Below are 14,388 nucleotides of genomic sequence, written 5' to 3' on the forward strand. Positions count from 1 at the left end.
AGGTTACCCGGCGCGGTGGCGCGCCCCCAAAACGCCGGTCAGCTCTCCGCGGCGGCCAGCGCGTCGACCCACACCTGCTGGTCGCGGGCTTCGCCGGGTTGCTTCATCTCCGCGAAGCGGACGATGCCGGTGCGGTCGACCAGGAAGGTGCCGCGGTTGGCGAAACCGGTGTCGGCGTTGAACACCCCGTAGGCCTGGCTGACCGCTCCGTGCGGCCAGAAATCCGAGAGCACCGGGAACAGGAAGCCGCTGTCGGCGGCCCACACCTTGTGCGTCGGCGGCGGGCCGACCGAGATTGCCAGCACCGCCCGGTCGTCGTTTTCGTACCGGGGCAGGTTGTCCCGGATCTCGTCGAGTTCGCCCTGGCAGATCCCGGTGAACGCGAGCGGGAAGAACACCAGCAGCACGTTCTTGCTGCCGCGGAAGTCGGTGAGGCTCACCGGCTGCTGGTTCTGGTCGCGCAGCGTGAAGTCCGGAGCGGCGGCACCCACCGCCAGCATCAGCGCTTCCCGGGCCGCGACTTCGGCTGCACCAGCCGGCTGGCGCTCCACTCACCCAGGTTGACCGACGAGGTCGGCATCAGCCCGGCGGTCGGCGCCGACTCGGCGATCTCGGCGGGCTGGACGTGGCCGGGCCGGCCGGTCTTGGGCGTCACCACCCAGATCACCCCGTCGTTGGCCAACGCGGTGATGGCGTCCATCAGCGTGTCCACGAGGTCGCCGTCGGTGTCGCGCCACCACAGCAGCACCACGTCGACCACCTCATCGGTGTCCTCGTCCAGCAGGTCGTTGCCGCACGCCTCTTCGACAGCGGCACGGATGGCCTCGTCGATGTCCTCGTCCCAGCCCCATTCCTGGATTATCTGGTCTTTCTGGATGCCCAGCTTGCGGGCGTAGTTCGAGGCGTCGTCCGCCGCGACCACCTGGGACCTCCTTCACCTGTCAACGCGATCTGCACCATCGTTGCACAACCCACCCCATCTCCTCGCCTCACCTCGCCGATACCCGGGCGCGTCACCGCTGGGGCACGATGGAGGAAGATGGCAGATGACCGGTGACCGGGACATGGCCGCCGGGCTATCCGAGATCGACCGCCAAACGAGGAGCGGAAGTTGACTACCGAGTTCGTGCGCCAAGACCTGGCGAAAAACTCAATCGGCTCAACCGAATCCGACCGGGTTCGGGTGATTCGTGAAGGAGTTGCGTCCTACCTGCCCGACATCGACCCCGAGGAGACATCGGAGTGGCTCGAGTCGTTCGACGCGATGCTGGACCGCTCCGGACCGTCCCGGGCCCGCTACCTGATCCTTCGGCTGCTGGAACGCGCCGGGGATCAGCGGGTGTCGATCCCGGCGCTGACCTCCACCGACTACGTCAACACCATTCCCACCGAATCCGAACCGTGGTTCCCCGGCGACGAGGACGTCGAACGGCGCTACCGCGCCTGGATCCGCTGGAACGCCGCGGTGATGGTGCACCGCGCCCAGCGGCCCGGGGTCGGCGTCGGCGGGCATATCTCGACCTACGCCTCCTCGGCGTCGCTGTACGAGGTGGGGTTCAACCACTTCTTCCGCGGCAAGTCCGACCCCGGCGGCGGTGACCACATCTTCATCCAGGGCCACGCCTCCCCGGGCATCTACGCGCGGGCCTTCCTGGAGGGCCGGCTGTCGGTGCACCAGCTCGACGGGTTCCGCCAGGAGCACAGCCACCCCGGCGGCGGTCTGCCGTCCTACCCGCACCCGCGGCTGATGCCGGACTTCTGGGAGTTCCCCACCGTGTCGATGGGGCTGGGCCCGATGAACGCGATCTATCAGGCGCGGTTCAACCACTACCTGAAAGACCGCGGCATCAAGGACACCTCCGATCAGCACGTGTGGTGCTTCCTCGGCGACGGCGAGATGGACGAGCCGGAGAGCCGCGGTCTGCTGCACGTGGCCGCGTTGGAGGGTTTGGACAACCTGACCTTCGTGATCAACTGCAACCTGCAGCGCCTCGACGGCCCGGTGCGCGGCAACGGCAAGATCATCCAGGAACTGGAGTCGTTCTTCCGGGGCGCGGGCTGGAACGTGATCAAGGTGGTCTGGGGCCGCGAATGGGACGCGTTGCTGCACGCCGACAAGGACGGCGCGCTGGTCAACCTGATGAACGCGACACCCGACGGGGACTACCAGACCTACAAGGCCAACGACGGCGGCTATGTGCGCCAGCACTTCTTCGGGCGCGACCCGCGGACCAAGGCGCTGGTGGAGCACCTCACCGACGACGAGATCTGGAGCCTCAAGCGCGGCGGTCACGACTACCGCAAGATCTATGCGGCCTATCGCGCGGCGCTGGACCATCAGGGCCAGCCGACGGTCATCCTGGCCAAGACGATCAAGGGCTACAGTCTCGGCTCCTACTTCGCGGCGCGGAATGCGACGCATCAGATGAAGAAGTTCCGGATGAACGACCTCAAGGAGTTCCGGGACAGCATGCGCATCCCGATCTCCGACGCCGAACTCGACGAGAACCCGTATCTGCCGCCCTACTACCACCCCGGCGAGGACTCCCCCGAGATCCGCTACCTGCTGGATCGCCGGCACAGCCTGGGCGGGTTCGTGCCCGAACGGCGCACCACGAGCAAGGTGTTGACGCTGCCGCCGAGCAAGGTCTACCAGCCGGTCAAGGACGGTTCGGGAACCCAGGAGGTCGCCACCACGATGGCGACGGTCCGGGTGTTCAAAGAGTTGTTGCGCGACAAGGAGATCGGACCGCGGATCGTGCCGATCATCCCCGACGAGGCACGCACGTTCGGGATGGACTCCTGGTTCCCGTCGCTGAAGATCTACAACCCCAACGGCCAGCTGTACACGTCGGTGGACGCCGAGCTGATGCTGGCCTACAAGGAGAGTGAAGTCGGCCAGATCCTGCACGAGGGCATCAACGAAGCCGGCGCCGCCGCCAGCTTCATCGCCACCGGCACCTCCTATTCCACCCACGACGTGCCGATGATCCCGGTCTACATCTTCTATTCGATGTTCGGCTTCCAGCGCACCGGCGACGAGCTGTGGGCCGCCGGTGACCAGATGACCCGCGGGTTCCTGCTGGGCGCCACCGCCGGGCGCACCACCCTGACCGGGGAGGGACTGCAGCACGCCGACGGGCATTCGCTGCTGCTGGCCAGCACCAACCCGGCGGTGGTCGCCTACGACCCGGCGTTCGCCTACGAGATCGCCCACATCATCGAAAGCGGGCTCGCCCGGATGTACGGCGAGGACCCGGAGAACGTCTACTTCTACCTGACGATCTACAACGAGCCCTACGTGCAGCCGGCCGAGCCGGAGAACCTCGACACCGAGGGTCTGTTGCGCGGCATCTACCGCTACCAGGCCGCGCCGGAAGACCGTCGTCACCGCGCCCAGCTGCTGGCCTCCGGCGTGGCGATGCCGTGGGCGCTGCGCGCCGCGGAGCTGCTGGCCGACGAGTGGGACGTCGCTGCCGACGTGTGGTCGGTGACCAGCTGGAGTGAGCTGCACCGCGACGGTGTCGACATCGAGCGGGAGCGGCTGCGCCACCCCGATCAGCAGGCCGCCGTCCCCTACGTCGAGCAGGCGCTGGCCGATGCGAGCGGGCCGGTGGTGGCGGTGTCGGACTGGATGCGTGCGGTGCCCGAGCAGATCCGGCCGTGGGTGCCGGGCCGCTACGTCACCCTCGGCGCCGACGGGTTCGGGTTCTCCGACACCCGCCCGGCGGCGCGGCGGTTCTTCAACATCGACGCGGAGTCGCAGGTGGTCGCGGTGCTCGAGGCGCTGGCCCGCGACGGCGAGATCGACCCGTCGGTGCCGGCCGAAGCGGCACGCAAGTACCGGATCGACGATGTGCTCGCGGCGCCCGAACAGACCTCGGACTCCGGGGTGGCGTAGGACGCGCGGCCACCCGCGCACCCACGTTTAGGGAGAATCGCCAGAAACCCCGCGTATCTTTTAGGGATGCCCGACAAACCGCTGGCGGCTGCTCGCTCCCCGCTGGTCCTGCTGGACACCGTGCCCGACTCGCTGCTGCGCCGGCTGAAGCAGTACTCGGGCCGGCTGGCCACCGAGGCGGTGACCACGATGGGCGACCGGCTGCCGTTCTTCGCCGACCTGGAGGCCTCCCAGCGCGCCAGCGTGGCGCTGGTCGTGCAGACCGCGGTGGTGCAGTTCGTCGAATGGATGCGCAATCCCACCGACGGCGTGGGCTACACCGCGCAGGCCTTCGAGCTGGTGCCCCAGGACCTGACCCGCCGGATCGCGTTGCGCGACACCGTCGACATGGTGCGGGTCACCATGGAGTACTTCGAGGAGGTGGTGCCCGCGCTGGCGCGCTCGGAGGAGCAGCTCACCGCGCTGACCGTCGGGATCCTCAAGTACAGTCGGGATCTCGCGTTCGCGGCGGCCTCGGCCTACGCCGACGCCGCCGAGGCCCGCGGCACCTGGGACAGCCGGATGGAGGCCAGCGTCGTCGACGCCGTCGTGCGCGGCGATATCGGGCCCGAACTGCTGTCCCGGGCGGCCGCGCTGAACTGGGACACCACCGGGGCGGCCACCGTGGTGGTGGGCACCCCCGCACCCGGGCGCGACGAGGCGCCGGACCCGCACGCCAGTCAGGAGGTGCGCGACGCGGCGGCGCGGCACGGGCGTGCCGTCCTCAGCGACATCCACGGCACCTGGCTGGTGGCGATCGTCTCGGGCAAGCTCTCCCCCACCGAGCGGTTCCTCGCCGACCTGCTCGCCGCCTTCTCCGACGGCCCGGTGGTGATCGGCCCCACCGCACCGATGCTCACCGCCGCCCACCACAGCGCCACCGAGGCGATCGCGGGCATGAACGCGGTCGCGGGCTGGTCCGGGGCGCCGCGCCCGGTGCTCGCCCGCGATCTGCTGCCCGAACGCGCGCTGATGGGCGACCAGGCGGCGGTGGCGGCGCTGCACACCGATGTGATGCGCCCACTGGCCGATGCCGGGCCGGCTTTGACCGAGACCCTCGACGCCTACCTGGACTGCGGCGGGGCCATTGAGGCGTGCGCCAGGAAGTTGTTCGTTCATCCAAATACCGTCCGCTACCGGCTCAAGCGCATCACCGACTTCACCGGACACGATCCGACCCAGCCGCGCGACGCCTACATCCTGCGCATCGCGTCCACGGTGGGCCGACTCACCGTCCGACCTCCTAAAATCGAGGTCGCACCCGGCCCGTGAGGCGATTCGTGCAGCCGGTCAATATTGCGGCACGATCTCAGCAACGTTGCATCACGAGCCCTTTTGTGGAATCTCCACAAAAGCATAAGATGAGGTTTATGTTCTGTTACACCGCGCAAACCCGTCTTCACAGTGTTCTCTTAAACACGTGATTGCTTTGCTCGCACCCGGGCAGGGTTCCCAGACCCCCGGGATGCTGTCGCCCTGGCTGGAACTGCCCGGCGCCGCCGACCTGATCGCCTCGTGGTCGACGGTCAGCGGGCTGGATCTGGCCCGCCTCGGCACCACCGCGGCAGCCGAAGAGCTGACCGACACCGCGGTCACCCAGCCGCTGGTCGTGGCCGCGACGCTGCTCGCCCACCGGGAGCTGACCCGTCGCGGCCTGCTCGCCGACGCCGAGCTGGTGACCGCCGGACACTCCGTCGGCGAGATCGCCGCCTACGCGATCGCCGGGGTGTTCTCGTCCGATGACGCGGTGAAGCTGGCCGCCACCCGCGGCGCGGAGATGGCCAAGGCCTGCGCCAAGGAGCCGACCGGCATGTCCGCGGTGCTCGGCGGCGACGAGGCCGAGGTGCTCGCGCGCCTCGAGCAACTCGATCTCGTCCCGGCCAACCGCAACGCCGCCGGCCAGATCGTCGCCGCGGGCGCGCTGGCCGCGCTGGAGAAGCTGGCCGAGGACCCGCCCGCCAAGGCCCGGGTGCGCGCCCTGGACGTCGCCGGCGCGTTCCACACCCACTACATGGCGTCGGCGCTGGACGGCTATGCCGCCGCGGCCGCGGCCATCACCCCCGGCGAGCCGACCATCACGCTGCTCTCCAACTCCGACGGACAGCCGGTCACCAGCGGGGCCGAGGCGATGGAGAAGCTGGTCGCCCAGCTGACCCGCCCGGTGCGCTGGGACCTGTGCACCACGACCCTGCGCGAACGCGGCGTTACCGCGCTCGCGGAGTTCCCCCCGGCGGGCACCCTCACCGGTATCGCCAAGCGGGAGTTGCGGGGTGTCCCCGCACGCGCCATCAAGGCGCCCTCAGACCTGGACGAGGTGGGGCAGCTCTAAGCCGACTCTCGCCAGTTACAACCACATAAGTACGTCCAGTTAGTAACCAACCGAACGAAAACGAAGGGAGCCACACTGTGGCCGCCAGCCAGGAAGAAATCATTGCCGGTCTCGCCGAGATCATCGAAGAGGTCACCGGGATCGAGCCGTCCGAGGTGACCGTCGAGAAGTCGTTCGTCGACGACCTGGACATCGACTCGCTGTCGATGGTCGAGATCGCGGTGCAGACCGAGGACAAGTACGGCGTGAAGATCCCCGACGAGGACCTGGCCGGTCTGCGGACCGTCGGTGACGTCGTCGCCTACATCCAGAAGCTGGAAGCGGAGAACCCCGAAGCCGCCGCCGCGCTGCGCGAGAAGTTCGCCTCGGAGAACCAGTGACCAAGCCGTCCACTGCCAACGGCGGTTACCCCAATGTTGTGGTGACCGCCGTTGAGGCGACCACATCGTTGGCAGCGGATATCGACACCACCTGGAAGAGCCTGCTGGCCGGTGAGAGCGGCATCCACGTCCTCAAGGGCGAGTTCACCGAGAAGTGGGACCTGGCGGTCAAGATCGGCGGCCAGCTCAAGGATCCCGTCGACGACCACATGGGCCGGCTGGACATCCGACGGATGTCGTACGTCCAGCGGATGTCCAAGCTGCTCAGCGGGCGGCTGTGGGAGAAAGCCGGCAGCCCCGAGGTCGACAAGGACCGGCTCGCGGTCGTCATCGGCACCGGCCTGGGTGGCGGCGAGAAGATCGTCGAGACCTACGACCTGATGAACGAGGGCGGCCCGCGCAAGGTGTCGCCGCTGGCCGTGCAGATGATCATGCCCAACGGCGCCGCCGCGGTCGCCGGGCTGCAACTCGGCGCCCGCGCCGGGGTCATCACGCCGGTGTCGGCCTGTTCCTCGGGCTCCGAGGCGATCGCGCACGCGTGGCGCCAGATCGTCATGGGTGACGCGGACATGGTGGTCTGCGGTGGCGTCGAGGGCGGTATTGAGGCGCTGCCGATCGCGGCGTTCTCGATGATGCGCGCGATGTCGACCCGCAACGACGAGCCGGAGAAGGCCTCGCGGCCGTTCGACAAGGACCGTGACGGCTTCGTGTTCGGCGAGGCCGGTGCGCTGATGATCATCGAGACCGAGGAGCACGCCAAGGCGCGCGGGGCTAAACCGTTGGCCCGGCTGATGGGCGCCGGCATCACCTCCGACGCCTTCCACATGGTGGCCCCCGGCCCGGACGGTGTGCGGGCTGGTCGGGCGATGACCCGGGCGCTGGAGTTGGCCGGCTTGTCCGCCAAGGACATCGACCACATCAACGCCCACGGCACCGCCACACCGATCGGCGACACCGCCGAGGCGAACGCGATCCGCGTAGCGGGTTGTGAGAGCGCCGCGGTCTACGCGCCGAAGTCGGCACTCGGTCACTCCATCGGAGCGGTCGGTGCGCTGGAGTCGGTGCTGACGGTGCTCACGCTGCGTGACGGGGTCATCCCGCCGACGCTGAACTACGAGACGCCGGACCCGGAGATCGACCTCGACGTCGTCGCGGGCGAGCCGCGCTACGGCGACTACCAGTACGCGATCAACAACTCATTTGGATTCGGCGGGCACAACGTCGCGCTCGCGTTCGGAAAATACTGAACGAAAGGTCCCGAATGGCAGCGTTGGCCACGGGGAACGGTTTCCCCAATGTCGTTGTCACTGGCATTGCCATGTCCACTGCTTTGGCAACCAACGCGGAAGACACCTGGAAACTGCTGCTCGAAGGCAAGAGCGGGATTCGCAAGCTCGAGGATCCCTTCGTCGAGCAGTACGACCTGCCGGTCCGGATCGGCGGTCACCTGCTGGAGGATTTCGAGGACGAGCTGAGCCGCATCGAGTTGCGGCGACTGTCCTACCTGCAGCGGATGTCGACGATCCTCAGCCGGCGGGCGTGGGAGAACGCCGGCTCGCCCGAGGTGGACACCCGGCGGCTGATGATCTCTATCGGCACCGGGCTCGGGTCGACCGAGGAACTGGTGTGGGGCTACGACGCCATGCGCGAACGCGGCATCAAGGCGGTCTCCCCGTTGGGTGTGCAGAAGTACATGCCCAACGCCGCCGCCGCCGCGGTCGGGCTGGAGCGCAAGGCCCGCGGCGGGGTGCTGACCCCCGTCTCGGCGTGCGCGTCCGGCTCGGAGGGCATCGCCCAGGCCTGGCGGCAGATCGTTCTGGGCGAGGCGGATATCGCGATCTGCGGTGGGGTGGAGACCAAGATCGAGGCGGTGCCGATCGCGGCGTTCGCCCAGATGCGCATCGTGTTGTCGACCACCAACGACGATCCCGCCGGTGCCTGTCGGCCTTTCGACAAGGACCGCAACGGTTTCGTGTTCGGCGAGGGCGGCGCACTGCTGGTCATCGAGACCGAGGAGCACGCCAAGGCCCGGGGCGCCACCCCGCTGGCCCGGCTGATGGGGGCGGCGGTCACCTCCGACGGCTTCCACATGGTGGCTCCGGACCCCAACGGTGAGCAGGCCGGCTACGCGATGACGCGGGCGATCCAGTTGGCGGGGCTGCAGCCCACCGACATCGACCACGTCAACGCGCACGCCACCGGCACCCAGGTCGGCGACGTCGCCGAGGGGAAGGCCATCAACAACGCGATGGGCGACCACCGGCCGGCGGTCTACGCGCCGAAGTCGGCGCTGGGTCACTCGGTCGGGGCGGTCGGTGCGGTGGAGGGCATCCTCACGATGCTGGCGCTGCGCGACGGCATCATCCCGCCGACTCTGAACCTGGCCAACCTGGACCCCGAGATCGACCTCGACGTGGTGGCCGACAAGCCGCGCCAGGGTGACTTCCGGTACGCAGTGAACAACTCGTTCGGCTTCGGTGGCCACAACGTCGCCACCGTGTTCGGACGGTACTAAGCGGAGGAATCGCAGCCGGCGCGGGCACACCCGCTCAGCAATTACAGGAGACGGAGACACGGAGATGACCATCACCGCACCCGAGACAGTTGACGAGTCCGTGGACCCGCGCGACCCGCTGCTGCGGCTCTCCGCCTTCTTCGACGACGGCAGCATCGAGTTGCTGCACGAGCGCGACCGCTCCGGGGTGCTGGCCGCGGCCGGCACCGTCAACGGAGTGCGCACCATCGCGTTCTGCACCGACGGCACCGTGATGGGCGGCGCGATGGGTATCGAGGGCTGCCGCCACATCGTCGACGCCTACGACACCGCTATCGGCGAGCAGAGCCCGATCGTGGGTATCTGGCACTCCGGCGGGGCGCGACTGGCCGAGGGCGTCAAGGCGCTGCACGCGGTCGGGCTGGTGTTCGAGGCGATGATCCGGGCCTCCGGGTACATCCCGCAGATCTCGGTGGTGGTCGGGTTCGCCGCCGGGGGCGCCGCCTACGGTCCGGCGCTGACCGACGTGATCGTCATGGCGCCGGATTCGCGAGTCTTCGTGACCGGTCCCGACGTGGTGCGCAGCGTCACCGGTGAGGACGTCGACATGGCGTCCCTCGGCGGCCCGGACACCCACCACAAGAAGTCCGGGGTGTGCCACATCGTCGCCGACGACGAGGTCGACGCCTACGAGCGCGGCCGTCGGCTGGTCGGGCTGTTCTCCCAGCAGGGCCATTTCAACCGCTCCAAGGCGGAGGCCGAGGAGATCGACCTGCAGGCGCTGCTGCCGGAGTCGCCGCGGCGGGCCTACGAGGTGCGTCCCCTCGTCGACGCGCTGCTCGACGACGACACCCCCTTCGAGGAGTTCCAGGCCCGGTGGGCGCCGTCGATGGTGGTCGGCCTCGGCCGGCTCTCCGGGCGCACCGTCGGGGTGCTCGCCAACAACCCGCTGCGGCTGGGCGGGTGTCTGAACTCCGAGAGCGCGGAGAAGGCGGCGCGCTTCGTGCGGCTCTGCGACGCGTTCGGGATCCCGCTGGTGGTCATCGTCGACGTGCCGGGGTATCTGCCCGGCGTCGACCAGGAATGGGGCGGGGTGGTGCGCCGCGGCGCCAAGCTGCTGCACGCCTTCGGTGAGGCCTCCGTCCCGCGGGTGACCCTGGTGACCCGCAAGATCTACGGCGGGGCCTACATCGCGATGAACTCCCGTTCGCTGGGCGCCACCAAGGTGTTCGCCTGGCCGGACGCCGAGGTCGCCGTGATGGGCGCCAAGGCCGCTGTCGGCATCCTGCACAAGCGCAAGCTGGCCGCCGCCCCCGAGGAGGAGCGGGAGGCGCTGCACGACGAGTTGGCCGCCGAGCACGAGCGCATCGCCGGCGGGGTGGACGCCGCGATCGACATCGGGGTGGTCGACGAGAAGATCGACCCGGCCCACACCCGCTCGAAGATCACCGAGGCGCTGGCCGAGGCGCCCGCCCGGCGCGGACGCCACAAGAACATCCCGCTGTAGCGGTCCGCGGGCCGCGGGCGGTGCGCGGGTCGCGGGCGGTGCGCCGGTCGCGCCGAGCGTGCGTCGCGTAGCCCCGCGCCCAACGTGCACGCACTGCGAAAAATCGCGCCGGATCTCGCAGTGGGTGCACGCTGGACGAGGCGAGCCAGCGAGCCGGGCTAGCCGGCTGGGCTAGCGGGCTGGGCTAGCGGGTCGTGTAGCCGCCGTTGGCGAACAGGGTCTGCCCGGTGATCCAATGCCCGTCGCCGAGCAGGAACACCACCAGCGGCGCGATGTCCTCGATCTCGGTCAGCCGGTTGCCCATCCCCTGCGACTTGTGGAACTCCACCCGTTCGGGGGTTTCCTGCGGGTAGAAGAACGGAGTGTCCATCGGCCCGGGTGCGACGCTGTTGACGTTGATGCCCCGAGTCCCGAATTCCTTGGCGGCTGCCCGGGTGAAGTGCTCCACCGGGCTCTTGGACCCGGCGTAGGTGGAGTAGCCGTCGGTGAACGCCGCGAGCAGTGCGGTCACGATCGTGACGACCGATCCGTTGTCGGCCAACCGCTTGCCCGCCTCCTGCAAGAAGAAGTAGGCGGCCTTGGCGTTGATGTCGAACATCGAATCGTATTCGGCTTCGGTGGTTTCCAGGATCGGCTTGCGCAGCACCTTGCCGACGGTGTTGACCGCGAAGTCCACGCTGCCGAAGGCTTCGGTCGCGGTGTCGAACAGCGCTGTCACGTTGGCGGGCTTGGTGAGGTCACCCGAGGCGGTGATCGCTTTGACACCGGCGTCCCGGACCGCGGCGGCGGTCTTCTCGGCGTCGGCTTCGCTGCTCGGGCTGTGGTAGTGCACGGCGACGTTGACGCCCCGTTCGGCGAGCGTGGTGCTGATCAGTCCGCCCAGGTTCTTGGCGCCCGCGGCCACCACCGCGGATTTTCCGGCCAGGTCCGTCATCGCGGGGTCCCTCCTTCACTTCTGTTTTCGACGCCGCTCTGCGCCGCCCTGTGCTGCCGAAGCTACGCCCGCTCTGCACAAATGAACAACACATAACGACGCGCTATCAACAAATAACGTTTGTGGATAGTCTGGGCGGCATGCCGGACGTGCCTGCCCTCGCCCCTGACCTGCGTCGGTTGGGTTACTTCGTCACGGTCGTGGACGCCGGCGGGTTCACCGCGGCCGCCGCCGGGCTGCATCTGAGCCAGCAGGCCCTCTCCAGCGCGATCCGGCAGTTGGAGAAGGAGATGGGCACCACGCTGCTGGCGCGTAGCGGGCGACGGATCGCGTTGACCAGCGCAGGCCAAACTCTGTACGACGAGGGACGCATTCTGCTGGCCGCCGCGGACACCGTCACCCGACATACCCGGGCGGCCGCGAACTCACAGCCCGACCGGTTCGTCGTCGGGCACTCCCCCGCGATCAGCAGCGCCGACGTCTATACCGTGCTCGCGCCGGCCATCACGGCCTCCCCGGACACCTCCTTCACGGTGATGCAGCTCTTCCCCGACCGGCTGGTCGACGGGGTGCGCGACGGCAGCGTGCAGCTGGGGCTGCGCCGCGGGGTGGCGCCACAAGAGCGGTTGGCCACCGCGATCGCCGGCTATGACCGGATTCGCATCGCCGTGCGCAGCGATCATCCGCTGGCCGCCCGCCCGCGCATCGACATCGCCGAACTGGCCGACACCCCGATCGCGCTGTGGGCACCGCCGGGCGCCTCCTTCTACAGCGATTTCCTGGTCAACGCCTGCCGGCGGGCCGGGTTCGAGCTCCAATACCGGGTCAGCCGGGTCCAGGGGTGCCCGCCGGAGGTCGCCGCGCTCACCGAGGACGCCGCCGCCTTCGTCACCGCCCCGGCGGGCCCGGCGGTCGGCGGGGCGGTCACCGTCGTCGAACTCGACGGCCCTCTGCTGGTGCCGATCCAAGCACTGTGGCAGCCGCATACCCGCTCGGCGGTGCGGGATCTGATCCTGACCGAACCGGGCGCCAGCGGTTTGGCGCAGGCTTGATCGCAGTGCCGAATTCAGTCCCTGCTCATTCCCGGCCGAGAATCTGACACAACACCCGCCTGAGGTCGGTTTCCGGTGCGCGCGGCAAGGCTTCGGCGCGCCAGGCGACGAAGTCATCCGGGCGAACGAGCAGCGCGGCATCGGGCCCCAGGCCGGTCAGTTCGGTCCAACGGCGCGCGTCCTCCGCACCGATGACACGCACGTCGATCGCGACACCCAACGCCGCGGATATCCGCGCGGCCGCGCTCGTCCATGCCCTGCCTGCCGGCCCGGTGAACACCGTGAAGCCGGGCCCGACCAGGTCCAGAGTGGAGAGCCGCCCTCCGTCGTGCCGCACCCAGATATGCGGGACTCGGGTGCCGGGTTGTCCCCGCAGTTCCGCCACCAGTTGCACGGTGTCGGGGCCGGCTGGTGCCGGGTCATCGGTCACCACCGCTGCCGAGCGGTACCGGTAGCCGGCCAACAGCGCGAACATCGGCGCCTCTTCGGCCACCCGCAGCCGTGGGCGGTTGTCCTCCAACCGCAGGAAGTCCAACGCCGGACCCGTCAGCGACTGGCGGGCATTGAAGCGCCCGACCGGGTGCCGCTCGGTGTGGTAGGTAGCCAGTAGGGCGGGCTCGGCAGTTCCGGCTATGACGGCGGCCAGCTTCCACGCCAAGTTGTGCGCGCTCTGGATGGCGGTGTTGGCGCCGCCGGTCTTGAACGGCGGCATGGTGTGGGCCGAGTCGCCGACGAGAAAGACCCGGCCGCTTTGAAATTGGTCTGCGACCTGCTCGTAGGGCTGCCACGGCGCGACATCGATGACGTCGACGTCGATCGGCTCGCCGACCGCTTTGATGAGCAGGTCGCGGCAGTACCGCGGAGTGAACTGTGCGGCCGCCTCCCCGCTGCCCGGAAAGTACGTGGTGATGAACATGCCGAGGCCGTCGCGGACCGGCAGAAAGATGCCGTCGACCTCCGGGTTCTTGATCTGCACGGCGTCACCGTCGCCGAGCTGCGGGACGAATCGCCGCCACGGGGCACGAAAGTAGATGAACACCACATAGATCGGCAGCGCCCCGTAGCCGGCGGTCGCCACACCGAGCGCGTTGCGGACCGGACTGTGGACGCCGTCGGCAGCGACGAGGTAATCGGCACGCACCGTCTGTGATGTGCCCGAATCACGGTCCCGCACTAGGGCGGTGACGCCGCGGTCGTCCTGTTCGAACGAGGACAGTTCGGTGTTGTAGTGCACCTGACTGCCGTGGCCCCGGATGTGGTCCAGCAAGATCGGTTCGAATGCGCTCTGTGGGCAGTACTGCCCGGCGGGCTCGGGGCTCAGTTTGTCGAACGGCGCGAAGATCTCGTCGATGTCGATCGCCCGCTCGGCGTCGTCGCGGTTCAGTGCTGACTTGGTGATCATCTCGCTGACGCCCGCGGCCACCGCGTGCACCTCGTCGGCGACGCCCAGACCGCGCAGGATCTCCAGGCTGCGAAAGCTCAAGTTGCGCGCTTTCGGGTAGATGAACACTTCGCGCCGCCTCTCGACCAGCAGCGAGCGGACTCCGTGCCGGGCGAGCAGCGCCGCGGTGGCCAGCCCGGCCGCGCCGGCACCGACGATCAGTACCGGCACCCGCTTGATCGTCATCGCCGTCTCCGTTCGATACGGAACTCACCAGTTCCGTATGACCACGGTGGCACCGTTCGGCCGCGCCCGCAGCGGATCGGCTGGGCGTTTTCGGCTGCCTCCGCCGTCCTCGGCGATACCGGATC

Annotated in this window: 12 protein-coding genes; 8 read left to right on the forward strand and 4 right to left on the reverse strand. The window is 68.8% G+C overall.

Annotation, left to right across the window (positions count from 1 at the left end):
* Positions 1-38 precede the first annotated feature (38 nt).
* Both A5643_RS02730 and A5643_RS02735 read right to left on the reverse strand, forming a co-directional pair.
* Entirely contained in the window at positions 39-500 is a 462-nt protein-coding gene (locus A5643_RS02730; protein WP_066851693.1) for a peroxiredoxin, read from the reverse strand.
* Positions 500-922, reverse strand: a complete 423-nt coding sequence (locus A5643_RS02735) for a DUF3052 domain-containing protein (RefSeq protein WP_066851695.1) — start codon at positions 920-922, stop codon at positions 500-502. Before A5643_RS02735 ends, A5643_RS02730 begins: the two co-directional genes overlap by 1 nt.
* Before the next feature lie 189 nt (positions 923-1,111).
* On the opposite strand from A5643_RS02735, the gene aceE reads away from it, so the two are divergent.
* From aceE to A5643_RS02770, 7 genes are all read left to right on the forward strand, one after another.
* The gene (gene aceE, locus A5643_RS02740) at positions 1,112-3,901 is read left to right on the forward strand and encodes a pyruvate dehydrogenase (acetyl-transferring), homodimeric type (RefSeq protein ID WP_066851696.1); all 2,790 of its coding nucleotides are present in this window, start codon (positions 1,112-1,114) and stop codon (positions 3,899-3,901) included.
* A 66-nt stretch (positions 3,902-3,967) separates the two neighbouring features.
* On the forward strand, positions 3,968-5,212 hold the full coding sequence (locus A5643_RS02745; protein ID WP_066851697.1) for a PucR family transcriptional regulator: 1,245 nt from the start codon (positions 3,968-3,970) through the stop codon (positions 5,210-5,212).
* A 148-nt stretch (positions 5,213-5,360) separates the two neighbouring features.
* Positions 5,361-6,269, forward strand: a complete 909-nt coding sequence (locus A5643_RS02750; protein ID WP_082948688.1) for an ACP S-malonyltransferase — start codon at positions 5,361-5,363, stop codon at positions 6,267-6,269.
* 77 nt (positions 6,270-6,346) lie between these two features.
* Positions 6,347-6,649, forward strand: a complete 303-nt coding sequence (gene acpM, locus A5643_RS02755; RefSeq protein WP_066851699.1) for a meromycolate extension acyl carrier protein AcpM — start codon at positions 6,347-6,349, stop codon at positions 6,647-6,649.
* Entirely contained in the window at positions 6,646-7,896 is a 1,251-nt protein-coding gene (kasA, locus tag A5643_RS02760; protein WP_066851700.1) for a 3-oxoacyl-ACP synthase KasA, read from the forward strand. The genes acpM and kasA overlap by 4 nt, the downstream gene beginning before the upstream one ends.
* A 14-nt stretch (positions 7,897-7,910) precedes the next feature.
* The gene (gene kasB / locus A5643_RS02765; RefSeq protein ID WP_066851705.1) at positions 7,911-9,164 is read left to right on the forward strand and encodes a 3-oxoacyl-ACP synthase KasB; all 1,254 of its coding nucleotides are present in this window, start codon (positions 7,911-7,913) and stop codon (positions 9,162-9,164) included.
* A 64-nt stretch (positions 9,165-9,228) separates the two neighbouring features.
* A complete protein-coding gene (locus A5643_RS02770) occupies positions 9,229-10,650 on the forward strand; it encodes an acyl-CoA carboxylase subunit beta (protein WP_066851706.1) in 1,422 nt (473 codons plus the stop codon).
* 184 nt (positions 10,651-10,834) lie between these two features.
* Here A5643_RS02770 and A5643_RS02775 read toward each other — a convergent pair whose 3' ends face one another.
* Positions 10,835-11,584: an SDR family oxidoreductase gene (locus A5643_RS02775; RefSeq protein ID WP_066851707.1), complete on the reverse strand. Its 750-nt coding sequence runs from the start codon at positions 11,582-11,584 to the stop codon at positions 10,835-10,837.
* A gap of 140 nt (positions 11,585-11,724) precedes the next feature.
* Here A5643_RS02775 and A5643_RS02780 point away from each other — a divergent pair, with 140 nt between their 5' ends.
* On the forward strand, positions 11,725-12,636 hold the full coding sequence (locus A5643_RS02780) for a LysR family transcriptional regulator (RefSeq protein ID WP_066851708.1): 912 nt from the start codon (positions 11,725-11,727) through the stop codon (positions 12,634-12,636).
* A gap of 25 nt (positions 12,637-12,661) precedes the next feature.
* Here the strand turns inward: A5643_RS02780 and A5643_RS02785 are convergent, their stop codons facing one another.
* Positions 12,662-14,263 carry an FAD-dependent monooxygenase gene (locus A5643_RS02785; protein ID WP_066851710.1) on the reverse strand — a complete coding sequence of 534 codons (1,602 nt, stop codon included), beginning with the start codon at positions 14,261-14,263 and terminating at the stop codon, positions 12,662-12,664.
* Positions 14,264-14,388 lie beyond the last annotated feature (125 nt).

The sequence above is a fragment of the Mycobacterium sp. 1274756.6 genome (assembly GCF_001668625.1).
Classification (GTDB): Bacteria; Actinomycetota; Actinomycetes; order Mycobacteriales; family Mycobacteriaceae; genus Mycobacterium.